The 24,972-nt window shown below is 62.7% G+C and carries 23 protein-coding genes; 14 read left to right on the forward strand and 9 right to left on the reverse strand.

The features are described 5' to 3' along the window. Positions 1-58 precede the first annotated feature (58 nt). On the forward strand, positions 59-916 hold the full coding sequence (locus tag AC5Y4F_RS11205) for a PPOX class F420-dependent oxidoreductase (protein WP_067934171.1): 858 nt from the start codon (positions 59-61) through the stop codon (positions 914-916). An 81-nt stretch (positions 917-997) separates the two neighbouring features. Here AC5Y4F_RS11205 and AC5Y4F_RS11210 read toward each other — a convergent pair whose 3' ends face one another. Continuing rightward, positions 998-1,882 (reverse strand): LysR family transcriptional regulator, encoded by an 885-nt coding sequence (locus tag AC5Y4F_RS11210; RefSeq protein ID WP_499996698.1) that lies wholly within the window; start codon positions 1,880-1,882, stop codon positions 998-1,000. A 160-nt stretch (positions 1,883-2,042) separates the two neighbouring features. Between AC5Y4F_RS11210 and AC5Y4F_RS11215 the strand changes: the two genes are divergently transcribed. Together AC5Y4F_RS11215 and AC5Y4F_RS11220 are read left to right on the forward strand one after the other, a co-directional pair. Beyond that, positions 2,043-2,525: a PAS domain-containing protein gene (locus tag AC5Y4F_RS11215; protein ID WP_067932165.1), complete on the forward strand. Its 483-nt coding sequence runs from the start codon at positions 2,043-2,045 to the stop codon at positions 2,523-2,525. Between the two features lie 19 nt (positions 2,526-2,544). Continuing rightward, positions 2,545-2,937: a tautomerase family protein gene (locus AC5Y4F_RS11220; protein WP_067932168.1), complete on the forward strand. Its 393-nt coding sequence runs from the start codon at positions 2,545-2,547 to the stop codon at positions 2,935-2,937. A 74-nt stretch (positions 2,938-3,011) separates the two neighbouring features. On the opposite strand, the gene AC5Y4F_RS11225 is transcribed toward AC5Y4F_RS11220, so the two are convergent. Then, on the reverse strand, positions 3,012-3,467 hold the full coding sequence (locus tag AC5Y4F_RS11225) for an MPT63 family protein (protein WP_499996700.1): 456 nt from the start codon (positions 3,465-3,467) through the stop codon (positions 3,012-3,014). A 440-nt stretch (positions 3,468-3,907) separates the two neighbouring features. Between AC5Y4F_RS11225 and AC5Y4F_RS11230 the strand changes: the two genes are divergently transcribed. Next, positions 3,908-4,516, forward strand: a complete 609-nt coding sequence (locus AC5Y4F_RS11230) for an LGFP repeat-containing protein (protein WP_067932171.1) — start codon at positions 3,908-3,910, stop codon at positions 4,514-4,516. Positions 4,517-5,006: 490 nt separating this feature from the next. Here AC5Y4F_RS11230 and AC5Y4F_RS11235 read toward each other — a convergent pair whose 3' ends face one another. Both AC5Y4F_RS11235 and AC5Y4F_RS11240 read right to left on the reverse strand, forming a co-directional pair. Beyond that, positions 5,007-6,482, reverse strand: a complete 1,476-nt coding sequence (locus tag AC5Y4F_RS11235; RefSeq protein WP_067932173.1) for a long-chain-fatty-acid--CoA ligase — start codon at positions 6,480-6,482, stop codon at positions 5,007-5,009. Positions 6,483-7,026: 544 nt separating this feature from the next. Further along, positions 7,027-7,158 (reverse strand): hypothetical protein, encoded by a 132-nt coding sequence (locus AC5Y4F_RS11240; RefSeq protein ID WP_255405001.1) that lies wholly within the window; start codon positions 7,156-7,158, stop codon positions 7,027-7,029. Positions 7,159-7,459: 301 nt separating this feature from the next. Here AC5Y4F_RS11240 and AC5Y4F_RS11245 point away from each other — a divergent pair, with 301 nt between their 5' ends. Both AC5Y4F_RS11245 and AC5Y4F_RS11250 read left to right on the forward strand, forming a co-directional pair. Next, positions 7,460-7,960 (forward strand): winged helix-turn-helix transcriptional regulator, encoded by a 501-nt coding sequence (locus AC5Y4F_RS11245; protein ID WP_067932270.1) that lies wholly within the window; start codon positions 7,460-7,462, stop codon positions 7,958-7,960. Positions 7,961-8,229: 269 nt separating this feature from the next. Beyond that, positions 8,230-8,385, forward strand: coding sequence for a hypothetical protein (locus AC5Y4F_RS11250; RefSeq protein ID WP_156749964.1), 156 nt, complete (start codon positions 8,230-8,232; stop codon positions 8,383-8,385). An 861-nt stretch (positions 8,386-9,246) separates the two neighbouring features. Here AC5Y4F_RS11250 and AC5Y4F_RS11255 read toward each other — a convergent pair. Further along, positions 9,247-9,477 (reverse strand): DUF6400 family protein, encoded by a 231-nt coding sequence (locus tag AC5Y4F_RS11255; protein ID WP_067932175.1) that lies wholly within the window; start codon positions 9,475-9,477, stop codon positions 9,247-9,249. Positions 9,478-9,850: 373 nt separating this feature from the next. Then, entirely contained in the window at positions 9,851-10,858 is a 1,008-nt protein-coding gene (locus AC5Y4F_RS11260; protein WP_499997057.1) for a CobW family GTP-binding protein, read from the reverse strand. Positions 10,859-11,001: 143 nt separating this feature from the next. On the opposite strand from AC5Y4F_RS11260, the gene AC5Y4F_RS11265 reads away from it, so the two are divergent. From AC5Y4F_RS11265 to AC5Y4F_RS11290, 6 genes are all read left to right on the forward strand, one after another. After that, entirely contained in the window at positions 11,002-11,658 is a 657-nt protein-coding gene (locus tag AC5Y4F_RS11265) for a TetR/AcrR family transcriptional regulator (protein ID WP_499996706.1), read from the forward strand. Then, the gene (locus AC5Y4F_RS11270; RefSeq protein ID WP_499996708.1) at positions 11,655-12,326 is read left to right on the forward strand and encodes an enoyl-CoA hydratase-related protein; all 672 of its coding nucleotides are present in this window, start codon (positions 11,655-11,657) and stop codon (positions 12,324-12,326) included. The genes AC5Y4F_RS11265 and AC5Y4F_RS11270 overlap by 4 nt, the downstream gene beginning before the upstream one ends. A 73-nt stretch (positions 12,327-12,399) precedes the next feature. Then, complete coding sequence (locus AC5Y4F_RS11275; RefSeq protein ID WP_499996712.1) at positions 12,400-13,326, forward strand: alpha/beta hydrolase; 927 nt, start codon at positions 12,400-12,402, stop codon at positions 13,324-13,326. A gap of 210 nt (positions 13,327-13,536) precedes the next feature. Further along, positions 13,537-14,145, forward strand: coding sequence for a TetR family transcriptional regulator (locus tag AC5Y4F_RS11280; RefSeq protein WP_067932183.1), 609 nt, complete (start codon positions 13,537-13,539; stop codon positions 14,143-14,145). A gap of 302 nt (positions 14,146-14,447) precedes the next feature. After that, positions 14,448-14,882, forward strand: a complete 435-nt coding sequence (locus AC5Y4F_RS11285) for an MmpS family transport accessory protein (protein ID WP_304528436.1) — start codon at positions 14,448-14,450, stop codon at positions 14,880-14,882. Next, complete coding sequence (locus AC5Y4F_RS11290; RefSeq protein ID WP_499996718.1) at positions 14,879-17,779, forward strand: MMPL/RND family transporter; 2,901 nt, start codon at positions 14,879-14,881, stop codon at positions 17,777-17,779. The genes AC5Y4F_RS11285 and AC5Y4F_RS11290 overlap by 4 nt, the downstream gene beginning before the upstream one ends. On the opposite strand, the gene AC5Y4F_RS11295 is transcribed toward AC5Y4F_RS11290, so the two are convergent. Beyond that, complete coding sequence (locus AC5Y4F_RS11295) at positions 17,772-18,554, reverse strand: SDR family oxidoreductase (protein WP_499996723.1); 783 nt, start codon at positions 18,552-18,554, stop codon at positions 17,772-17,774. The genes AC5Y4F_RS11290 and AC5Y4F_RS11295 overlap by 8 nt on opposite strands. A gap of 295 nt (positions 18,555-18,849) precedes the next feature. Here AC5Y4F_RS11295 and AC5Y4F_RS11300 point away from each other — a divergent pair, with 295 nt between their 5' ends. Together AC5Y4F_RS11300 and AC5Y4F_RS11305 are read left to right on the forward strand one after the other, a co-directional pair. Continuing rightward, positions 18,850-20,718, forward strand: a complete 1,869-nt coding sequence (locus AC5Y4F_RS11300) for a S8 family peptidase (protein WP_499996725.1) — start codon at positions 18,850-18,852, stop codon at positions 20,716-20,718. 39 nt (positions 20,719-20,757) lie between these two features. Beyond that, positions 20,758-22,116 (forward strand): alpha/beta fold hydrolase, encoded by a 1,359-nt coding sequence (locus AC5Y4F_RS11305; protein ID WP_067932193.1) that lies wholly within the window; start codon positions 20,758-20,760, stop codon positions 22,114-22,116. Between the two features lie 115 nt (positions 22,117-22,231). Here AC5Y4F_RS11305 and AC5Y4F_RS11310 read toward each other — a convergent pair whose 3' ends face one another. Continuing rightward, complete coding sequence (locus AC5Y4F_RS11310) at positions 22,232-23,155, reverse strand: TIGR03564 family F420-dependent LLM class oxidoreductase (RefSeq protein ID WP_499996731.1); 924 nt, start codon at positions 23,153-23,155, stop codon at positions 22,232-22,234. A gap of 252 nt (positions 23,156-23,407) precedes the next feature. Continuing rightward, on the reverse strand, positions 23,408-24,856 hold the full coding sequence (locus tag AC5Y4F_RS11315; RefSeq protein WP_231986299.1) for a PAS domain-containing sensor histidine kinase: 1,449 nt from the start codon (positions 24,854-24,856) through the stop codon (positions 23,408-23,410). Positions 24,857-24,972 lie beyond the last annotated feature (116 nt).

Raw genomic sequence — 24,972 nt, forward strand, 5'->3', positions numbered from 1 at the left:
CGGCAACGCATTCCGTCAAGCGACTAAGGAAAAAACAGGGCTCCGTGGGAAGGGCGGCATGATGTATCGATGGAATAGGCTAGCGCGGCTGTACGTGGTCGCGGTGACATCGGGTGTGGGGGTAGCCACCGCTGGGATCGGGGTCTGGTGCCTGATCGACCCGCCTTCATTCGCCGATGCGGTCGGATTTGGCGAACACCGGCACTTCTTGCATGACGTCGGCGCGTTCCAGCTAGGTCTGGGCGTCATCCTGCTGCTGGCGCTGATCTGGGCCGATGCGTTGGCCACCGCGTTGGCCGGCTTCATTGTGGCCAACACTGTGCACACGGTGAACCACGTTGTGGACCTCGACGAGGGTGGTTCGGCCTCGCAAGCCTGGGTTCTCGGAGCGATGTCAGTTGCGCTGGCACTGGCCCTGGTGCTGCGGTTACGCCAACTCGGCTATGTTGTGGGCGCGGTTGGCACGGCAACCAATTCGGCGTTGGCGCCGTTCGTGCGGCAAAAGACCATCAGCCTCACGACCTTTCGGAAGGACGGAACGCCAGGTTCTAGCCCGGTCAGCATCGTGGTAAACGGAGACCGGGCCTACTTTCGGAGTTTTGAGCGGGCGGTCAAAGTGCGCCGAATGCGGCGCAACCCCACGGTCGAATTCGGCCCAGCCACAGCGTCGGGCAAACCGACGGGATCAACGCAATCGGGTAGCGTGCGCCTGTTGGAGGGGGATGAATATCTGAAAGCCAGTCGTCTGCTGCGGCAGAAGTATCCCTTTTTGCATGGCGTATTGGTGCCGTCGGCACATCGGCTTATGCGGTCCAAATTCGGTCGCACCATACACGCCGAATTGATTCCGCTACCCGAAGCGCGGGGCGAACAGGGACTGATGCGTCGGATGCGCGAAGACGCACCATCCGCCTGAACGTTCGGGCCGGCGGCATCGCTGCCGCACCTGAAACCGGATGCTAGCGGGCAGATCTGCGACAAGCGTTGCCGCGGTCGCTCATTCGACTGCGAACAGATGCGCGCTGAATTCTGCAGCAGCACTGGATAATTGCGATCGATCGCGATAGCACAGCAGAAGATTGCGGTGCGCCCACGCGTTTGTCAGGTCGATGGTGCGAAGGTCTCGAATCTGCCGCTGTGCTGCGGCCAAAGCTGGAACCACGGCGATGCCGACTCCGGCTGCCACCGCGGCACAGATTGCGTCAGTATTGGGCAGATGCGCGCGGTAGCGGGGGCGAAGGCCGAGAGGCTGGGTTTGGCCACTCAGGTGTTCCTGCAGCGGATTTCCCTGGGTGAATCCCAGGAAGGGGTAATCCAGACAGGCGCTGAACGCGACTTGGTCGCGGTCGGCGAGTGGATGGCCGGCCGGCACGATTACGACGAGCCGGTCCGGACGCAGCGTCGAGCACTCCAGTCGACCCGAGTCCACCGTGTCGGCGATTATTCCAAGCTCCGCGCGCCCCTCGGTGACAGCCGCGACGGTCTCATGGCTCGGGCGCTCCGCCAGCTCGATGTCGATGTCGGAATGTGCGGCTAGGAAGTTGGCCACCGCGGTCGGCAGCAAGGTTTGGGTGGCCGACGTGTTCGCCAGCACCACCAACGTGGATTGCAGCCCGTCGGAGAAGCGAGCCAGTTCGGTGCGCATCCGAGCCAGCTGGCCAACGATCGCTCGGGCGTGTGCCACCAACAACCACCCGGTCGGAGACGGCACAACACCCCGCCGATGACGGTCCAGCAATCTAGCGCCCAGAGCCTTCTCCATTGCCTTGATCCTCGCGCTGGCCGAGGCCAACGACAGATGCGCGCGGTCTGCTCCTTGCGTGATGCTGCCCTGGTCGACTACCTGCAGAAACAGTTCTAGATCGGTGAGGTCGTAGGCCATAGAGTCACACTACTCAAACCGCCACAGGCCTATGAGACTTCGGCATAGACGAAGGCTTATGCGGGAGATAACTCATTGTGCGTGTGGCTCCCGGCGTACACGCTTGGTGCAATGCCGAGTACCGGCCGACAGGTACTACACGCAACCCGGAAGGTTTCGAATGTTTACGGATGCTGATCGCAGCGAGATCTCCGATCAACGGATCGTCGCGGACTGGGCGCTGGGCGAGTGGGCGGATCGCCTCGTCGAACAAGCCGGCCTCGGGGTCACCGTCCTCGACCGGCACGGCACGGTGATGTACTACAACAAATGGGCGTCCGAGCATCTGGATCGCCAACCCGCCTACCTCGGGCATTCCGTGCACGAACGGCATCACCGCAAGATCACCAACCCGCGGTTCGACGCCATGCTCAAGCTGTTCAAGGACGGCCGAATCGAGCCGGTGCAGTACGTGGCCAGTCCGTACGGAAACACCACCATCCTGGTGACGGTTTCGCCGATCCGGTTCGGCGGGGAGCTCGTCGGCCTATCACAGCTCGTGCAGCTGAAAGACGAAGTGCAGGAACTGCTTGCACGTTTCGACGCCACGGGCCGCGAGTCGTTCGAACGCGAGATGCTACCCAGCGGCTACCCGGACGCGTGACGGTCGTAAGGATAGCGTCATGCCACTCGTCCACATTCACGTCATCGAGGCTCGCCGTACGGCGGCACAACTTCGGCGGCTGGTGGATACCGTTCAGCAGGTAATGCTCGATCACTTCGCTGCGCCAGACCGGGACCGGTACCAGTTGATCACCGAGCACAAGCCGGGCCAGATAATCGCGGAGGACACCGGACTCGGGTTCGAGCGGACCGATGACATCGTCATCTTGCAGATCGTCCAGCAGGGTCGAACACGCGACCACAAGCAAGCAGCGTACCGGGCCCTTGCTGACCGACTTCAGGCTGAAACCGGCCTAAAGCCATCGGATTTGATCGTCTCTATCGTCGAAACCACGCGTGAGGATTGGTCGTTTGGCGACGGCATCGCGCAGTTCGTCGAAGGTCCGCTGTAGACTCGCGTCCTTATCCGTAACGCTGCATATTCGATTCGTGTGTATTCCCGAGGGGGGTCACGCGAGTCGAGTTGTTAGCCTTTCCAGACGACCCTGTCCGTGCCTCCGGCGTCCCGGTAGACGACACTGTCGGGGTTCGTACCGTTGCGAACGTCGAAGTAAATGCGGCCCGTAACAGGGGTGCCCAGGGGGAGTGGCCCCTCGGGAAGGCCGTCGGTCTGGTTACCCTTCATCACCGCAAACGTGGAGCTGTTGACCGCGCGGGCATTGAAGTCGGCAATGTTCGGAGTTGCATTACCGCTCACACCTTTGGCCGTGACGTCGGAGTACCAGATGCCGTCGTTGTGGCCGCTGGGCTGCAGGTTGCTCACGGTGTAGTCGATGGTTCCGCCATTACTGGAAAGCTCTGCCATCTGGCCGAATTGCAGTACTTGCGGATCGGCGAATGCCGGTGTCGCCGCGAGGATTCCGGCCGCCGCCAGTGCAGCTGTCGCTGTCGTGGTTTTCAACGCAATATGTGAGAACGCCACGTCGGGCTCCCTTCGTGAGGCGCCGGCTATCCAGCACAGGCAGCTGAGAATGAGGTTTATCCAAAGCTCGGCATCTCAAACCTGACGTTTGGCAAATAACGCTTGCCGATCGCGCGGTCGTTGATCAGCCCGGTATCGGAGCAATTTGCTTCCCTAAGCCTTTCTTTTTGAACTTCTCACCGACGGGGTAGGAAGCGACGGGCGATTTCACAACAGCCAACATGAACACGCAGCACAATGTCGCTCCGATGATTTCTCCGAGCCCCGGTGACCCCTTACTCAGGTGCTCCGGCTCGCCGTCTATCACCGCGCTGTAAGTTCGTTCGGAGCCACGAAGACCGTGACCGCCTGCGCCACTCAAGTTGGTTCGGCTTTTGCCCCGGCGGGCGTGGGGGCCAGCCGGCAACTTGATCCACACCACACAACGCGAGAGGAAGCGCATGAGAACGATCGCATACCGCCACGCGGCAGTCGTCGGCCTGGCCGCCGTCGCGCTGATCACCGCGGGCTGCAGCAATGACAAGAGCGTCGACGCGTCGGCATCGCCACAGCCCGGGGCGCACGCCACCTCTGCGTCTACAACCCCGGCACCGCCCACCGAGGTGAAAATCATCGGGGAGCGCGACGTCGAGGTGACCCTGACCGGCCCGATCGCAGCCAAGTACTCGTCGGCAACCGAGGATCAGAGGCGTGCTCTCGGCAAGCCGCTGACGGGGGACCGCAACGCGGGAAAACGGGACAGCGGCGTCGTATTTCAGCAGTTCCAGGGTGGCGCGATCACCGCCAAGAACGACGAATCCGGCACGCCCGCATATATCACCCTCGGCAAAATCCGGGAGGCCTGGAACATTCCACGCGACCCGGACGGCACGCCTGCGCCCACCGGCACTAACGGTTCGGCAGGCCCGCTGGGCTTGCCCATCAGCGACCAGAACGCCGTCGGCGATCTGCTCGTGTCGAACTTCGAGCACGGCTCGATCGGGTACAACCCGAAGACCGGCCAGGTCCGAGTGACGATGAACGGCAAGGTCGTGCCGTCCGGGCTATAGCCCGAATCGAGCGTTCACCTGGAGCGGGGGTTGCAGTGCCCTACGAAACGTCGCCCATGCGGATCCAGTGAGTGTCTTACAAACCCTCATATCACGTTCCCATGGGCGCGACTACCTTCCGGCCGCCTCGATCTCTAAGGGCCGCATCACCTTCGTCCGGCAGTTGTAACCGCACTCAAGCGCGAAGCTGCAGGGGCGTGAAATTATTGCGAATTACATTGCAAGGCAATATATATAGACGATACTGCCTCTGTTAACATGTCATATTTCGTACCGCCGCATTCCTCCCTTGCGAGGCTGCGATCAGCGACTGAGAGCAGGGGAGCGGTGCGACACAATGCATTCGCTGGCGTCTGTTCGGAGTGCGCCGCAGATGCCATGACGGTGAATGGTTTCGACCACATGGATCGACGCGAACTGGCGGTTGTGTGGTGTATGTGGATGCGCACGTAGTTTGTAGCCCACAACTTGTGTGATGCAAAAGATTCCGTCATTTCTCCGCGGGGATCGCGATATCGCGCTTGAGGATCTTGCCGGTGGGACCCTTGGGCAGTTCGTCGACGAACCAGACCCGCCGCGGGTATTTGTAGCCGGCCAGGCGGTCCTTGACGAAGTCCCGGATTGCGGCGGCGTCCGCTTCGGCTCCGGACGTCAGCGCGACCGCGGCGCCCACCTCCTCGCCGAGCATGTCGTCGGGGATGCCGATGACGGCCGCCTCCCGGACCGCGGGATGCTCGTAGAGAACTTCCTCGACTTCGCGCGGATAGACGTTGTAGCCGCCACGGATGATCATGTCCTTGGTTCGGTCGACGATGAAGTAGTAGCCGTCGTCATCGACGCGCGCCAGGTCGCCGGTGTGGAACCAGCCGTCGCCGTCGATCGCGGCAGCGGTCGCGTCTGGCCGGTTCCAGTAGCCCTTCATGACATTGTGGCCACGGATGGCGATCTCGCCGACACCGTCCTCACTTACGTTGACCAATTTCATTTCGACCCCGGTGACCGGCGTGCCGATCGATCCCGGCTTGCGCTCCCTGTCGGGATGGTTGAACGACGCGAGCGGCGAGGTTTCGCTGAGGCCGTAGGCCTCGAGCACCATGCAGCCGAAGGCCTCCTCGAAGCCACGCATCAGCTCGACCGGCATCGCGGCCCCACCCGATATGCACAACCGCAGCGACGCCGTGTCCGACCGCTTGTCGCTGTACAGCATCGCGGCGAACATCGTTGGGACGCCTTCGAACACGGTGACGTGGTCGCGCTCGATGATCTCGAGTGCCTTGGCCGGATCGAAACGAGGGATCAGTGTCAGGCAGCTGCCGGCCGCAACCGCGGCGTTCAGCGCCCCGGTCTGCCCGAACACGTGGAACAGCGGCAGGGCGCCCAGGATCACGTCGTCGGCCGCCAGGTCCACCGCCTCGGCCGCCATCGCAGCGTTACGACGCAGGTTGGCGTGGGTGAGCTCTGCGCCCTTCGGCGTGCCGGTCGTACCCGATGTGTAGAGGATCACCGCGGTGTCGCCATCCTCGCGCGGGAGGGGTTCGGCGACGGGTTCGGCCGCGCCGATCAGTTCCTCGAATTCTCCCGGGGTCACCACGATGCACTCAGCACCAGTAGCCGTGGCTGCGGCCCTTGCAGCGGGTGCGAACTCATGCCAGGCGATAATCGACTTCGCCTGCGAGTCCGACAGGTAGAAGGTGGTCTCGCGATCCTTCAGCAGAACATTAATGGGCACCACAACACCGCCCGCCCGCAGCACGCCGTAGTAGGCGACGGCGAAGTAGGGAACGTTCGGCAGCATGACGCCGACCCGATCACCGGGAAGCAATCCATGCGCTGCCAGCAGACCGGCCAAACAGGCGCTGGCCGAATCGAGCCAGCTGTAGGAAATTTCGACATCGTCGAGGCGCATGGCAATGCCCTCCGCGCGACGTCGGGTTGCCTCGATTAGGTTCAGTGCCAGACTGCTCATATGGTGCCTCCTTGCGGATAGGGTTGAGGAATTCGCTGCGGTCTTCGCCGGCAACGGCAGTGGATGAGCCTCGGGGAGGCGGCGTTGATGGGGGTGCATTTCACCGGGACCAACTGAAAGTTCACACAGTCGCAGATCGCGAGAAATGTTCGACAAGAGTTGGTTGATAGAAGCGTCTCAAGGCGACATGAGCGAAGATGCCGGGCTAGGGACGACGCGGGATGGTCGGTCTTGCATGACATGTCACGCTTGCCATGTCGTGAGAGCACAGGATCGAGTCTGTGCCCCGCGACGGTTCCGGATGCCGTGACGACGGGAGCAAAAGAAGCCAGCCGACGATGAGCAAGGTGACTGCGAGCAAAAGCGTCATCGCGAGTTGACCAAGCAAATACGGTATGCCATGGGGCTTCGGCACCTGGCTCGGGCAAGAATTAGCCAAATATTTGCCGGTGAGCGATCCAATCACCCTACTGAGACCTTCCTTCCTTTCTCCGTTGCTCGATACGGCCTCGGAGCGCCGAGGCGGTACCCCGGCCCGGCCAGGTCAACGGCCGATGACCCGGTCCCAGATGTGTCGAGCGCCGAGAAAACAGTGCACGGAGATCGCGGCAATGCCGTCCCCTTCTCGAAGTCGCGAGGTGATATCGGGTCCAGGGTAGTTACAGACCGCGGCCATGAGGCCTCCTTGAGTCAGACGTTGAGGCGACGAATGCATGAAATGCACTGTAACAGTTATCAGTTCAGATACAAGACTTATGCCTTGACGGCGGCCGTCGGCTGCAGAGTCATCCCGTGAACTTCCAGAGCCGAACCAGCGAAGTAGACCTCTAATAATCTATATAGAGCTATCTTTCGGTGGTTAGGGGTTACGGCGGTTGCCACAACCTGCAATTGACGAGCTTGCTTCTATCAGGATCACATCCCGGAATTAACGTTTGAACTGGTAGGTTTCATCATCAGACGGTATGCTGCTTGCTGTGAGACAGACATCGTTTGCGAACTGGCCGTGTTCGATCGCCCGCACGGTCGACCTGGTGGGGGACGGATGGGCGATACTGGTGTTGCGTGAGGCGATCTACGGGATCACGAAGTTCGATGAGTTCCAGCGCGAACTGGGAATCGCGCGCAACACATTGACCGAGCGGCTGAATCGGCTTGTGGAGCAAGGACTGTTGCACAAGCGGCCCTACCAGCACGAACCCGTCCGCTTCGACTACCTGCTCACCGAGAAGGGGCGAGACTTCTTCGGCGTTCTGGCGGCCATGTCACGGTGGGGAGACCAATGGCTGGCGGGGGCTGACGGCGCGCCTGTGGTGTTTCACCACGAAAGCTGCGGACACGACAGTCACGCCGAAGTTGTGTGCGCCACCTGTCGAGCGCCGCTACGAGCGGAAGATACGACGATGAAGATGGGCCCCGGATACCCCAAGAAACTGCGAAGCCGCCCCAACGTGCAAAGACGGTTCGCGCGCAACTGATCCGTCACTCACTCTTTACCGAGGGCGGCATGGACGTGGTGCAAGTGCGCATAGAAACCACCATGCGACCGTCAATACTTGTGCCCGTGCAGCACGTCCAGCACTTACCCTGGCCGGTGAATTCTCTACTAGCAGGAAGCCCAGGGCGGCGCGACCACCGCCGAACAACGGGGCCGGCGCCCGCACATATCACTAGGGTTGAGGAGTCGCGCTATGGGTATCCGCCGTTAAACGGCACCTGCCGCGGCAACCCGTAGATCGGAGCGACCGTGATCATCCTCGGCATCATCCTTCTCGTTGTCGGCTATTTCACCGGCCTCAGCATCCTGTACACGATTGGCGGCATCTTGGTAGTCGTCGGCATCATCCTGTGGATCTTGGGCGCGGTGGGGCGTCCCGTCGCTGGGCGGAAAGTGTGGTTTTGACGCGCCGTGTCGCGTGACTTCAGCCAGCTGGGCCCATGAAAGGGCCGAATAGGATACTGGCTGGTCACCCACCATTTCATACCCCCGCTATTCCAAGTCCTACCTAACATAATGTCGCTTATCGGTACGGACTAACGCCGAGCTCCGACAAGCATCTCTGTTTTAGCTCGTTGCCACCCCGGCTTGGCAACCGCGCGGCGTCATCTGCCGACAACCCCCGACAGGACTCCGTCTTACCAACTAGCCGCGGCTGCGCGTCGGGTGGGAAAGTGCCATCGGACCGCCCCGCGCGTACCACAAAGTGGTCGGTACCCCTTCCGCCGTTGCGGCCACATCGGCATCAATACGTCACTGTGACGAATTGCTTTGCCCCGCGCTGCACTCCGGTCTTCGCACGGCAGGTCCGCGAGCATCGCCCAACGCTACTCTGGGCGTTCATCAAGCGCGCCGAGCCTCGGATTCAAATGACGACGAGACGGCAGGCCAATCACGCGCCCCGCCGGCGTGGGATGACAGGTACACGCATCGACCCCCAGACCCCCGTTCCCTACTCCCCGCCCATCGCCACCAATACGTCACTGTGACGAATTACCCTGCGGCGCAGGAATATTGGGGTACGCGGTGGGCCGAGCCTAGTTCGGCTTGTACCCCCACCGCCTGGCCCGTGCGCGGCGATGCGTGTCGGTCGACCAGAGATAGCCGCAATCCGCGCACTGCAAATGCACCAGGGTGCCCCGGTTGCTCAGCAGGTACTGCCAGTGTGTATCGCAGTTTCGGCTGCTTCGGCAATCAGCACACTTGGTGCCATGATCGCAGCATGGGCACGGCAGCCATGCGCGACGGCTGCGATCGGCAGTCGGATCAATCGGGAACACGAGCAGTGGTCCGTTCTGGGAGTACACCGGCGCGGACCAGCTCGTCGTAAACCCGCTGCTGCTCGTCGTCCAGATTCGAGTACAGCATGTCGTAGGCCTTCTGCTCCTCGGCGAGCACCGCGACGGGGTCCCAGTCGTCACCTATTGCTTCAAGCACGGCGCTGCGCCTGCGCGCCTCGTCACGGGTCAGGTCATAGGCAAACTCGAGGTCGGCCATCTTGCCCCCAGCCAATAGATAGATACACAAACGAATGGTTAGGATTCCCTAACTGGCGGCGGCGACGCTATGACATACGTCACTGTCGGCGGTTGAGCTTCGTCACACTCCGCACAGCCACACGCACGGCCCGGCATCCCGCAACCGCGGTACGCGATACGAGGCGATCGTCTGAGTCGCCGGGCGACGCATGCCCCAAACCCGGCCCGCGAACTCCCCTGTCCCCTTCCCGCCTATCGTCGATAATTCGTCACTGTGACGAATACTGTTGCAGCACAGGGGCATTGGGGACGCTCCGGCCTCGGATGCCGACTCAAACCGGGCGTGACGGAAAGTGTTGAATAGATCGCCCACGTATGTTGCCGGCCGCGTTTCACGCGCTCATTCGCCGATACCTCTGCAGCCGCCGCAGTGCCTGCGCCGACGCCGGTCCCGATGCCGGCTGCAGCGCTTTATCGAGTCGTGCACGGACGGCGTGGGTGTCGAGATGCATCCCGATCGCCACCAGGCAGTTGGCTGTGGCGCCCGGCGGCGCCTTCCGGATGTGGATTGCGTTACCGACCAGGTTGACGAGATAGTCACGGATGACGGTGCGGTGCTGCACGGCCACGATGCCTTTCAGCCTGAACACCTGCGGCGGTGGATCTTCGAGAAGGTCGAACACGGCATCGGGGTCGACGCAGCCGGAGCCGCTGACGGTCACGGCATCGGCATGGACATGGTCATGGTCGTGCTCGGGCACCAGGTCCAGGAGCGAGAGTTGCCCAACCTGTTCGGAGGTGCCGGACGCGTCGAAGAGCAGCGTTGGGTCTATCCGGCCGGCCGTTGTGCCCACGACGTGTACACGCGGGTTACGTTGCGCTGCACGCTGTGTGACCCGTTGCACCACAGCCGAGCGCTCGTCCTCAGACACCTGGTCAAGCTTGTTGACCACAATCAGCGACGCCGCGCCGTAACGCACCGGCGGCACTGTGCCGCAGTCAACGGTGTCGAAGTGGTTCACGGCATCGACGACGTCGATCAGCCCGCAGGCCCGGATCCCGCGGATCTCACTGAACCCGATGATCCGTGCGATCGCTACGGGGTCGGCCAGGCCGCTGGCCTCAACGACAATGGCATCGAGACGGCGAGCCGGGTCGGCAAGCTTGACGAGTGCGTCATCAAGCCCGCCGCCGTCGGGCAGGCAGCAGATGCAGCCTCCCGCAATCGAGGCCGGCTCGTCGACCTGGCCCGCGACCAGGCCGGCGTCGATGTTGATGTCGCCGAAGTCGTTGATTATCACGCCGATTCGTGTGCCGGGGTGACGTAGCACGTGGTTGAGTAGCGTCGTCTTCCCGGCTCCCAGATGGCCAGTAAGCGCGATGACGGGTATCGCAGCCAAAGCTTTGCCCTCCACGTCGACATCCGGACATCCGATGCTAGCCACTGCGCGGACGGCAATGGCCCGAGGCCGACTACCGTGCGCATCCCGCGCGGAGGATCATCGCCACTATAACAGAGCAACTGCTCTGTTATAGTGGACCAATGCCACGTCCGCGCAGGCACGATCCCGACGCCGTACTCGACGCCGTCGAGGACATGGTGGCGCGAGCGGGCCCAACCGCGGTGACCATCCGAGCAATCAGCGCGGCGGTGGGTGTGTCCAACGGCGCTGTGTACCACACGTTTACGTCGCGGGGTGGGCTGATGGGCCAGGCCTGGCTGCGGGCGGGTCGGCGATTTTTGGCTTTGCAGACCTCGCTGGTCGACGAAGCACTCGCCACTGGCGGTCCAGACGGCCCGCCCGAGGCCGTGGTGGCCGCTGCCAACGCGGTTGTGGTGTTCACCGAGCGGTATCCCGGCTCCTCAACGCTCGTGCTGCGCGTGCGTCGCGAAGAAGTGCTCGGCGATGACGTTCCCGATAGTGTTGCCGATGAGCTCCGCCGGCTCGACAAACTTCTCGTGGCGTTGATGGTGCGGCTTGCCATCGCGCTCTGGGACCGCAGGGACGCGGCGGCGGTCGACGCGGTAACCAGCTGCGTCGTCGACCTGCCCACCGCGCTGTTGCTGCGTCGTGACCGGCTTGCAAGCGCCACCGCACGCGCCCAGCTACACGCGGCCGTGCGCGCCGTGCTGGCGGTCGGGCCCCCCACGCCGACGAACCTTCCCAACGGCAAGCACAATTCAAGAGGAAAAACATGACAGTGACATTGGACTACGCCGACAAGATCGCCATTGTCCGTATGGGCGATGACGAAAACCGTTTCTCCCCTGGATTTCTGGACGACATCGATGATGCGCTCAGCCAAGCCGTCTCAGATGGCGCCCAAGGGCTGATCACGACAGCCGGCGGCAAGTTCTACTCCAACGGTCTGGACCTGGAATGGCTCAGCGCGCACACCGATCAGGGACAGTGGTACATCGGCCGGGTGCACCACCTACTGGCACGCATGCTGACCCTGCCCCTGCCCACCGCGGCCGCGGTGGTGGGTCACGCGTTCGGCGCCGGAGCGATGCTGGCCATCGCGCATGACTTTCGGGTGATGCGCGTCGACCGCGGGTACTTCTGTTTTCCGGAGGTAGACATCCGCATCCCTTTCAACCCCGGCATGGCCGCACTGATCCAATCCAAACTCACGCCAAGCGCCGCCATCGCCTCGATGACCACCGGCCGACGCTTCAGCGCTCCCGAGGCGGAGCAATTCGGGATCGTCGACGCCATGTCCCCCGAAGGCGCAGTCACCGACACGGCCCTGGGCGTGGTGCGCCCACTGCAGGGCAAAGATCAAGGCACGTTGGGCGCGATAAAACAGACGATGTTCCAAGGCGCGGTGCGTGCACTAATCGATCAGCAGAGCGGGTCGCAATGATTGCGCGTGGACACTGAGTCGGTTCCTGTATGGTCAGCGATGTCTGCCAGCGCAAGGGAACAGAGGGCATTGGATGGCAAACAGGCTCCGCGACAACGCCTTCACGTCTCCTCAGGTATTGGATCCCGGCCTTCGCAAGGTAGCGCGATTCGTGCCTCGCGGATACGCGTTGCACCGCGGCCTGAAGTTTCAGCGCGCTGTCATGAACATGATGGGCAATGCGGGACGCATCCGCACCGTGCCCGTTGCCGCCGTCAACGAGCACGTCAGCGTCCGTCTGCACCGCCCGGCCGGCCTTCCCGACCGCGCACCCGCATTGCTGTGGATCCACGGGGGCGGAACCATCATGGGGCACGCGGCCCAGGACGATAAGTACCTGCGCAAGCTGTCTGGCCGCACCGGCTTCGCGATTGCCGCGGTAGAGCACCGCTTGGCTCCCGAACATCCGTATCCGACACCAGTCGAAGATTGTTATGCGGCCCTGATGTGGCTGGCCCGCCAGCCGTGGGTGGACCCGGACCGGGTCGCCATCGGCGGGGCTAGTGCCGGTGGTCATTTCGCGGCTGCGGTCGCGCAGCGAGCCCACGATCGAAACGATGTCCAAATCACCTTTCAAATGCTGGTCTATCCGATGCTCGACGATCGCACCGGCGCCAAGCGCGACGGCCCCAGGCGCATCATGTGGAGCGAATCGGACAACCAACTCGCCTGGCAGTGGTACCTGAACGGGGCGGACCCCGAAGAGGCGGCACCGGCTCGCCGAACGGATTTGTCCGGCTTGCCCCCCGCCTGGATCGGAGTCGGAACGCTTGACCTCTTCTATCAGGAGAGCCTTGAGTACGCGCGACGCCTGCGTGCGGCGGGGGTGCCGGTGCACGAGGAAATCGTTCCGGGCGCATTCCACGCGTTCGATCAGATCGCCGATAAGGCGCCGATATCGAACAGGTTCTTCGAAAGCCAATGCGACTATTTGCGGTGTGCGCTTGCGCCCAGCGGCTGATCGCCACCCGGTGACGCATCATTCGCCGCGTTTATCCGAATCGCGGTGTATCAGCTGGGCTTATCTCTCAGCCTGGTTTCACCGTGCACTTCGCCACGCCACACGGGGCTAATCAGCCAAAGATTGCTGAGGGACACGACGCGCAGCGCTCGGTACCTCGAATACGCACCGTTTGACTGCAAAGTGTGCACAACGTGCAACTATGTGGATATGGGTAACGCCATCGGGCTACGAGAGCGCCGTCGCCGCCAGACGAGCGCCGACATCCGCGATGCCGCGGTGCGCCTCACGGTGAAACGAGGATTCGACAAGGTCACCGTCGACGAAATCTGCGCCGAGGCCGGAATTGCCACGCGCACGTTCTTCAACTACTTCCCCAACAAAGAGTCCGCGCTTGCCTACGGCCCCTCGGACATACCCCCCGAGCTGGTGGCCGATTTCGTCGCCGCCGGGCCCGCCCCCTACTCCGTAGTGCTGGCGGAGCTGATCACCCTGGCCGCTCACCACCTCCGCGACGTGCCCCCGCCACGCGAACACGCGGCTCACATGCTGCAACTCGCCAAGACATCTCCCGCCGTTTTGGCGGCGTTCCTCGCCGATTTGGAGCGATTTCAAAAGCAGTTGACCGACATCATCGTGCGGCGCCAGGCGATGAAGCCGGACGACGAGATGGCAGCCTTGATCTCTGCGCTGGCGCTGACGGCGGTGCGATCCGGCATCGAGAAGTGGGCCAGCGGCGAGGCAAATGAAACCGCCGACACGCCCATGCCCTATGTTGAGCGTGCCGCGGCGCTGGTGAACAGCATCTTCACAAAGTGATCTGAAACACCAGCAGCAAATGTTGCATGCACTGCAAGATATGCACATCATGTACTATGCGCTGGTGGCGGTACCCGGGGAGGCTTCAGCAACAAGGCGAGCCGGGTGTCGATGCCGGGGACGTCAACCGGTGTGGGTGGGCAGCATTCACCGCGTTTGACGGCCCTGCGCGCGCGAACCGTAGCAATCGACGTAATGCGTTGCCGGGCAATGCGACTTGTGGACAGTCACCTGTCCACGACATCCGGTCGGGCAAACGCTGATCCGCGTCACGAACACGTGATGGGGAAGGGATCACCTAGGTGCAGATATCGAGACTCGTGCGCAACGCCTGGCTGCCGCTGTTGATCGTGGCGGTCGTCGTCGTCGGCGGCTTTGCGGTCGTCAGGGTCAAATCGTTTTTCGGCGCCCACGACACCGGCATCATGAGCAGCCCGCGGCTCGACGATTCGAAGCCGTTCAAGCCCAAGGTCGTCAAGTACGAGGTTTTCGGCTCGGCCGGGGCGGCCAACGTCAACTACCTGGACTTGTCCGCCGACCCGAAACGCATTGACGGCGCGCCGCTGCCCTGGACGCTGGTCCTCAGCACCACCGCCCCCTCGGTCTTCCCGAATCTATCGGCGCAGAGCGACGGCAATTCGCTCGGCTGCCGCATCACCATCGATGACGAAGTCAAGGCCGAGAACATGACTCGCGGCGTGCACGCCCTGACCTTCTGCATGGTGAAATCCGCATGAGCACAACAATCGACGACACGCGCACCGACGCCATCCCCGTCATCAAAGATCCCGTGCACGACAAGATCCCCCGGATCATCCGCACGTTCGCCGTACCGATCATCCTGGGCTGGATCGCCATCATCGCGGTGCTCAACGTCGTCGTCCCCCAGCTGGACGAGGTCGGCAAGATGCGTTCGGTGTCAATGGCGCCCGATGATGCGCAATCTGTCGTCGCGACCAAGCGCATGGGCGCGATCTTCAACGAGTACAAGTCCAACAGCTCGGTGATGATCGTCCTCGAAGGTCAGAATCCTCTCGGGGCCGACGCGCACGCCTACTACGACCAGATCGTCAAGAAGCTCGACGCCGACACCAAACACGTTGAACACGTTCAAGATATGTGGAGTGATCCACTGACCGGTGCGGGCGCGCAGAGCAATGACGGCAAGGCCGCCTACGTCCAGGTTTACCTCGCCGGTAACCAGGGCGAGGCGTTGGCCAACGAGTCGGTCGAATCCGTCCAACAGATCGTCAAGAGCGTGCCGCCGCCCAAGGGCGTCAAGGCCTACGTCACCGGGCCCGCGGCGCTGTCAGCGGATCAGCACACCGCCGGCGACCGCAGCCTGCAACTCATCACGGCCGCCACCTTCACCGTGATCATCGGCATGCTGCTGTTGGTTTATCGGTCGATCATCACCGTGCTACTGACGCTGGTCATGGTGGTCCTAGAGCTGTCCGCCGCACGAGGCATGGTCGCTTTCCTGGGCTACTACAAGATCATTGGACTCTCGACGTTCGCCACGAACCTATTGGTCACGCTGGCGATCGCAGCCGCCACCGACTACGCGATCTTCTTGATAGGTCGATATCAAGAAGCCCGCGCTGTGGGCGAGTCCCGAGAAGAGGCGTACTACACCATGTACAAGGGCACCGCCCACGTGGTGCTCGGGTCGGGTATGACGATCGCCGGCGCGACCTTCTGCCTGCACTTCACCAACCTGCCGTATTTCCAGACGCTGGGCATTCCACTGGCCATCGGCATGGTGGTCGTGGTCGCGGCGGCGCTGACGCTGGGACCCGCCGTGATCTCCGTGGCGTCGCGCTTCCGCAAGACGCTCGAACCGAAACGGACACAACGAATTCGCGGGTGGCGCAAGATCGGCGCCCTCGTCGTCCGCTGGCCCGGCCCGATCCTGGTGTTGACGATCGGTGTGGCGCTGGTCGGCTTGCTGACCCTGCCCGGCTACCGCACCAACTACAACGACCGCAACTACCTACCTGCGGACCTGCCCGCGAACGAGGGTTACGCAGCTGCCGACCGGCACTTCTCGCAGGCGCGAATGAACCCCGAAGTGTTGATGATCGAAAGCGATCACGATCTGCGGAACTCGGCGGACTTCCTGGTGATCGACAAGATCGCCAAGACCGTCTTTCGGGTGCCGGGGATCGGCCGCGTGCAAGCCATCACTCGCCCGCAGGGCACGCCGATCGAGCACACGTCGATCCCCTTCCAGATCAGCATGCAGGGTGTCACCCAGCAGATGAACCAGAAGTACCAAGAAGATCAGATGGCCGACATGCTGCATCAGGCGGACATGATGCAGACGACCATCGACAGCATGCAAAAGATGCAGAGCATCACGGCGCAAATGACCAACGATATGCATCAGATGGTCAAGAAAATGCACGACATGACCATCGACATCAATGAATTGCGCGACCACATGGCGGATTTCGAGGACTTTTTCCGACCGATCCGCAGTTACCTCTACTGGGAGAAACACTGCTACGACATCCCCGTGTGCTGGTCGCTTCGCTCGGTCTTCGACGGCCTGGACGGCATCGACACGATGACCGATGACATCGAAAGCCTGCTACCGATCATGGATCACCTTGACACGCTGATGCCCCAGATGGTGGCGCTGATGCCCTCGATGATTCAAAACATGAAGGCTATGAAAACCACGATGCTGACCATGTATTCGACGCAGAAGGGTCTGCAGGATCAGCAGAACGAGGCGCAGAAGAACTCCAATGCCATGGGCAAGGCATTCGACGCCTCCAAGAACGACGACTCGTTCTACCTGCCGCCGGAGACGTTCAACAATGCCGAGTTCAAAAAGGGCATGAAGAACTTCATCTCGCCCGACGGGCATGCCGTGCGATTCATCATCAGCCACGACGGCGATCCGATGTCACAGGAAGGCATTTCGCACATTCCGTTGATCAAAAAGGCCGCCTACGAGGCATTGAAGGGCACACCGCTGGAAGGCTCGAAGATCTATCTCGCGGGTACCGCGTCGATTTACAAAGACCTCAGCGACGGCAACACCTATGACCTGTTGATCGCCGGAATCGCCTCACTGTGCCTGATTTTCATCATCATGCTGCTGATCACGCGCGGTGTCGTGGCATCGGCGGTCATCGTGGGAACCGTCTTGCTCTCGCTGGGCGCGTCCTTCGGCCTTTCGGTACTGATCTGGCAGCACCTGATCGGCATCGAGCTGCACTGGATGGTGCTCGCGATGTCGGTCATCATCCTGCTGGCCGTCGGCGCCGACTACAACCTCCTGCTGGTGGCGCGGTTCAAGGAGGAGATCCACGCCGGCCTGAACACCGGCATCATCCGGTCGATGGGCGGCACCGGCTCGGTGGTGACCTCGGCGGGGTTGGTGTTCGCCTTCACGATGATGACGATGGCGGTCAGCGAGTTGACGGTCATTGGTCAGGTCGGGACCACCATTGGACTGGGCCTGCTGTTCGACACCTTGATCGTGCGCTCGCTGATGACACCGTCCATTGCCGCGTTACTGGGCAAGTGGTTCTGGTGGCCGCAACGGGTCCGTCAACGCCCGGTTCCATCGCCTTGGCCTCAGCCGGCCAGGCAACCCGAATCGGTAACCGCCGCTAGGTAACCCAGTCCGGTTGGGCGTCGGTCTCGACGTTGGAGAAGTCCTTGTGGCCCAGGCCGGCGGTGGTGCCGCCGTCGACGACGAACTCCGAACCGGTGGAATAGCTGGACTCGTCGCTGGCCAGATAAACCACCAGGTTGGAGACTTCGACCGGCTGGGCCGCGCGACCTAGCGCCGTCTGGAAGAGGTCATCGGGAACCCAGTCGGTCATCGGGGTCTTGATGAGCCCGGGATGAATCGAGTTGACCCGGATCCCGCTCGGACCCAGTTCGAGCGCGGCCGACTTGGTCAGGCCCCGCACAGCGAATTTGGTCGCGGTGTAGCCGTGACAGGCGATCGTGCCGGCCATACCTTCGATCGAGGAGATGTTGATGATCGATCCCCGGCCCGTTTCCTTCATGGGTTTGACGACCGCGCGGATCCCGAGAAAAACACCGGTCAAGTTGATGTCGAGGATTCGCTGCCACTCGGAGAGCGCGTAGTCCTCCAACGTGCCGATGTTGATGATGCCCGCGTTGTTGACCAGCACGTCGATGCGGCCGAACTCACTCAGCGCGGTCGCCACTGCCGCATCCCAATCCTCCGGCTTGGTCACGTCGAGGTGTAGGTAGCGGACCGCGTCACCGACTTCCGCCGCCACCGCCTTGCCCTCGTCGTCGAGGATGTCACCGAACACCACCTTGGCTCCCTCAGCGACCATCGAGCGCACGTGCGATGCACCCATCCCCCGGGCACCGCCACTGATGAGGGCGACCTTGCCCGCCAACCGTTCTGCCACCGCGTTCTCCTGTCGTGAGGTTCGTCTACGCACCATACGTACGGACGCCTAGGTATGGCCATAGCCACCTCGCGAGTCCGTCCCTATTACAAGACGGCCTTCTCATGGTGCCGGGCCGGCCGCGAATCAGCCCGTTTGTCAGCACTGGCGGCATCGTCCGACGTCGCGAAGCGCGCAGCCTCCGAACCGGTCCACCACGAGCGCTAAATGTACGAAAGCCTCCACTCACGGCTTAGCGCGGTGTTGAAATTGGTAGATAAAGGCACCAACCGAACGTATTTGTTCAAGGATACCGATGAAAGACGCTGATATCGGCCGGTGGGCCGACAGGGTGCTGTGCGCATTCGACATGCTGGATTCATTGAACAAGCCGGCGAATCTGCAGACGCTGTCTGAAGCAGTCGCCGCTCGGTTTGCGTCACAGTTCGACAAGGACGCCCGGCTGTATCGAGACAAGAAGCCGCATTGGCAGCACGATGTGGACGAGACGGTCGAGTACCTCATCGGTCGCCGACTGGTCGCGCGAATCCGGAGATCCAAGCAGGCTGCGCCGGCCGCCGAAACCGCCACGCTGCGGCTGACCAAAGCCGGTGTGGCGCAAGCTAAGGAGGCTTGCGAGCGGGCTAGCGGCGGTGATTACCAGGTGGCTTACATGGCGTCCCCAGCCGAACCGCCGACGCCCAAAGAGCAGTTGCTAACGGGCGTGATTACACCGCCGCTACGCGAGAAAATGAAAGCCTTGCCATGGAAGGGCCAGCCGGAGCCGCTTGGCGTGATGATTGAACTGAATTCACGGTTTTACGCCGGCGCGCAGGCAGCACGCGAACGCGTCGCCGCGCTGTGGCAGATGATCGGGGCCACTGACCCGCCGTTGGCGGTCGGCGACCAGTACCTGACCGGCGATTTGGTGGCCGGTCAAATTGAGAGCCTGGTGTCCGCCGATGCCGCGGCCCTCGATTGGCCGATGCGTGCGATATTCCGAATCTGGCCAGATTTCGAGGCGCACCCGCAGATTGACGGGTCGTCGGCGACGATCAAGGCCCGAGCGGCGCAACGCTCGTTTGAAAGCTTCGGCGACGGGATCGTCTGGGCGGTCATCGATTCCGGTATCCAGGCCGACCACCCGCATTTCAGCGGGTTTGCAACATTGACCGACGCTTCGGTGGCCGATCTGCACCGGGATTTCACCGCCAACAGCGACGAACCTAGCCTTGCTCTCGTCGACGACAATGGGCACGGTACGCATGTCGCGGCGATCATCGCCGGCGGCCTGCAGAACTGGCAGCCTGCCTCAGGCGACCACAAGGTGGTTGTCGGGGAAAAGCGCTTCAATGCCGCCTCGCCCGACGACGCGTTCCCGATCATCCAGCCGCGCGAGATCAGCGACATCAATCGGCTGTCCGGCATGGCGCCACACGCAAAGCTGGTCAGCCTCAAAGTTCTCGGTGAAGGCGATCTAGCGGCCCGGGTAGGCCGGGTCATGCGGGCGTTAACCTACGTGCGTGAGCGCAACGCCGCCAGCGACAAAGTTCCGCGCATCCACGGCGTAAACCTCAGCCTCGGCTACGAGTTCGCCGCCGAATGGTTCGCCTGCGGGCAGAGCCCATTGTGTGTGGAAGTCGACAAGGTCGTGCGGTCCGGCGTGGTAGTCGTGGCAGCGGCAGGCAACACGGGATACGTCACGCTGAACCCAAAATTCGCCGACGTCACCAGGTTCAGCGCGGGAGTGACCATCAACGACCCTGGCAACGCCGAGCGCGCAATAACCGTCGGCTCGACACACCGCGATTCCCCACACACCTTCGGCGTGTCCTACTTTTCCTCGAGAGGGCCGACGGGAGACGGCCGGGCCAAGCCGGATCTGGTAGCCCCTGGCGAACGGATCACGTCCGCGGCCGCCGGTCAGAACCTGCGCAACGTGCAGGACGCCCATCTCGAGGATCTCACCGGGGCTGCGGTGTATATGGAGGACAGCGGCACCAGCATGGCCGCACCACACGTCTCGGGTGCCATCGCGGCATTCCTGTCGGTGCAGCGCGAAATGATTGGCAAACCCGAGGAAGTCAAGAAGATCTTTGTGGAGTCGGCGATCTCGCTGGGCCGCGAACGGGCCTTCCAGGGCGCCGGCATGGTCGATCTGATGCGCGCGCTCCAATCGGTCTGAGCAGACCGCAATCCAACACCCAAGACAGGACACCCAGAAATGACCGACACCATCGCCAATCGCCCCATCTGGCGTCTTCTGTTCGACAAGGACGGCGACCCGGACCCGCAGACATTGACTGAGTTGAAGGAGGGCATCGCCGCCAATCAATATACCGATCTGGTGATATTTTCCCACGGCTGGAATAACGATGAGAAGACGGCAAAATCATTGTACGACAGGTGGTTCGCGCTCCTAGCCGATCAGATCGACCCGACCATCAAGGCGGGATTCGTCGGCATTCGCTGGCCCTCTCAACTCTGGCGTGATGAACCGATACCCGACTTTGCAGCGCCCTCGCAACCCACGCCCGGCGGCACCGCAGCGCTGGCCAAACAGTCGACCGTTGCAGCGGGACCGCCCACCATCGACCCACTGCAACTAGAAGAGCTCAAAAAGATTTTCCCGGACGGCGCTGCACAATTGGACACGATCGCCGCCCTGCTGACCCAGGTGCCGTCACAAGATCGGGTAAACGCGCTCTTCAACGCAATGCGCGAATTCAGTAGCGCGACCGCGACCGGCTTCAACGACGGTGAAGAAGCCAAGAAGTCCGATCAGCCCGGAATGCTTCGCGCCGACCAAAATCCGAATCTCGTGTTCGGCAAGTTCTATGACAAGCTTGTCGAGTCCGGTGTCGACTTCAGTAGTGGCGGCGGAACGGCCGGCCTCACAGACCTCGCGAAGAAGCTCCTTTACGGTGCCAAGGAGACGCTGCGACAACTGACGTACTGGCAGATGAAGAACCGGGCCGGCGTGGTCGGCAAAGACGGGCTCGGGCCGGTCATCACACAGCTTGCCGGCCAGTTCGATGGGCTGCGTATTCATCTGATCGGGCACAGCTTTGGCGCTCGGCTGGTCTCTTTCGCGCTCGCCGGACTACCGACGAGCGGCCCGTCGCCGGTACGGGCGGTCACGCTGTTGCAGGGCGCCTACTCACGATTCGCTTTCAGCGATTCGCTGCCGTTCTTAACCGCGCTGGAAAAGCCGCGTGCCGGTGCGCTAGCTGGCCGGCTAAACCGCATAAACGGACCGATGACCGTCTGCTTTTCAAAGCACGACCGAGCGCTGGGTATCTTCTACCCGCTGGCGTCCATGTCCGTCGGTGACGACGCAGCCGCACTGTGGGACCCGTTGGGGCGCTGGCGCGCCATGGGGTCTGATGGCGCGTTCGGGGCCGCCCCCCAACCACTGAAAGGGACCGGCTCAGAATACCCGTTCGAGACGGGTAAGATTCTGAATCTGGATGCCTCCGACGTTGTCACGCAAGGCAATTCCCCTTCCGGTGCGCACAGCGACATCTTCTACCCCCAGCTGGCCTGGGTGGCCGCCGCCGCAGGCGGCCTGAACCCCAAGTAGGCGCCCACGTGCGAGGGCCGTGCCCGAGACATCAGTTGCAACAGAGGTTTGGCCAAGACAAGCCAGTCGCCCGTGTCGCCGCGGACAACCCAGGACCGGGCCAGACGATCAGGCGTCAGGAGTCGTACGCCCGTAACAGCGCCCGCGTGCGTGCCCGGCCCTCCAGCGACGGATCGAAGGCCGCGGCGACGTACTCGTCGACGCCCGCGGCGCGCAATTCGTCGAGCCGGCCGCGGACGGTGTCCTCGTCGCCGATGATGGCGGCGTCCTGTGGCCCCGCGTAACCCTCGCGGTCGAGCATCGCGCGGTATGACGGCAGTTGCCCATAGATGGCGAACTGTTCGGCCGCCTGCTTGCGGGCGGCGTCGACGTCGTCGGTAACACTGACCGGCAGCGACGCGGCGACGCGCACCTCGCCCTCGCGTCCGGCGTCGGCGGCCGCCTGGCGCAGCGTGGGCGCGACGTGCTCAGCCAGTGTTTTCGGACCGGTCATCCAGGTGCAGGTGCCCGACGTGCGCCGCCCCGCGACCTTCAGCAGCTGGGGGCCCAGCGCCGCGATGTAGACGTCGGGCCGCGGCGCCCCCGGGATCATCAGGGCGCCCCGAGTGGTCACCGTCTCCCCCGTCGCGTCAGCGCGTTCACCGGCCAACAGGGGCAGTAGCCCGTCGAGGAATTCATTCAGCCTTCGCACCGGCTTGTCCCACGGAATGCCCCACATTCCTTCGGTGACCGCCTGGTGGGTCATGCCGAGCCCGAGCGTGAACCGCCCACCGGAGGCGAGGCTCAGCGTCAGAGCGCGCTGCGCCATCTGCATCGGATGCTGGTTTTGGATCGGTACCACGCCGCTGGCCACCTCGATCGTGTCGACCTCGTGCAGCGCAATCGCCAAGACCATGAGAAGGTCTGGCTCGTAGGGCAATTGACTCATCCACACACGATTGAAACCTTCGTCGCGAAGCGTCGTGAGGTTGGCGATCGTCGCGTCAATCGGCGATTGGCTGCCGGATCCGCTGAGTTGCCCAAACATAGAGACCTGCATGACCACCACGCTCCTTTGCCTCGCCCTTCCGCGGTGAACGGTTTTCGTCGTTCGACTCTACGGCCAGGTTCCTCCCAAGCGGCGACAATCGCGCCTTCCGGCCCCCGCGGTGGCCGGCCAGTCGGTCAGTGCATGCGAAACGCCTTGTTCTACATCGGTATCGCGGCGGCCGATCGCGCCGATGGGCGCGCATTTCCCATTACACCCTACGGACAGTGGTGGCGTTCCCCACATCGCCGGGGCTTCGCACGATCACAACAGTGGAGCAATCCATCGCAGCCGGGTGCCCTTGCCGTCGGCGCTGCCGACTTCGATTGTGCCTCCCGCCCGTTCGACCCGCCGGCGCAATGTCATCAGGCCGGCTTCGGTGATGTCGTGAGGCAACCCTTTTCCGTTATCGACGACGTCGATGCACAACTCGTCGCCGACCTCGACGGCAATCGTGAGCTTGGTCGCCGCGGCGTGCCGTACCGCGTTGTTGATCGCTTCCGTGACAACGGCTTCGGCTTCTTCGGCCAACGCGCCCTCAACCACCGAAAGCGGTCCTTTGTATTGAACGGTGGTAGCCAAATTTTCCGAAAGCCGGCCGATCACCTCGTCTAAACGCTGGCGTAATCCGGTGACGTCGGTGGATTTACGACGCAGGTCGAAGATTGCGGTGCGAAAATCCTGCACCACCGCGTGGAGATCGTCGACCGCCGTGTTGAGGCGTTCCTGTACTTCGACCGAACGTGCCCGCATGATGGTGCCCTGAAGCGCGAGGCCGACGGCGAAGACACGCTGAATCGCGTGGTCTTGTAAATCGCCGGCGATACGGTCGCGCTCGGCTAGCACTTCGGCCTGGGCTCGGGTCTGGGTGAGCTCGGCCTGGAGTGCCAACTGCTGGGTGATATCGCGGATGGCCGCCGATACCATCACTCCCTGCTCGGTCTGCAATGGGCTGAGGCTTACGTCGACCGGGAACGCGGTCCCGTCGCGACGCTGCCCCCAGAGCTGCAGACCGGCCCCCATGCGCCGCGCCGCCGGCTTGTCGAAGAAGCCGGCCCGGTGCCGTTGGTGGGCGTCACGCAGCCGGGGCGGGATCAGCATCTCAATTTCCCTGCCGAGCAAATCTTCGCGCTGGTAGCCGAACATCTGATCGGTTCGCGCGTTGGCAAGCATGATGCGGCCGTCCGGCCCGACGATGACCATCGCGTCGGGAGCCGACTCGAGCAAAGCGTGGAACATGGTTTCGGCTCGCTGGTGCTCGGCGGTCACATCTCGCATCACTTTAGTGAAACCGGTGACGGCGCCCACCTCGCCTTTTATCACGGCCAGCACCACCCCGGCGCGAAACCGCCGACCGTCCTTGCGCACCCGCCAGCCTTCGAACTCGATACGTCCGGACTCACGGGCCGCGGCCAACTCGCGGTCGGCCAGACCGGCGGCGCGGTCCTCTTCCGTGTACAACATCGACACAGGTTGATCGAGCGTTTCCACCACCGAGTACTTCATCATCGCCTGTGCGCCCGGGCACCAGCGGACTATGTCACCGCTCGCACTGAGCTGGACGATGGCGTAATCGGTGATCACGTCAACCATGGCGTCAACATCAAAGAGACGCTCCCGCAAGCTCTTGTTCAGCAATGCCGCGCTCACATAGCGTTCGGCGCTGGGCGATGTCATCAGGGCTGGCCCCTCTTTCGTTGCGTCGAACTGCACCGATGCTACCTTCCTGACCCATGCTTCATCTGGGGATTCCCACCGGCCAATTCACCGAATCCCCGCCCGGCGCTCTCACCGCGGGAAACGAACTGGGTCAGTGAATCACGATGTCT

The organism is Mycobacterium sp. NGS56 (genome assembly GCF_059812425.1).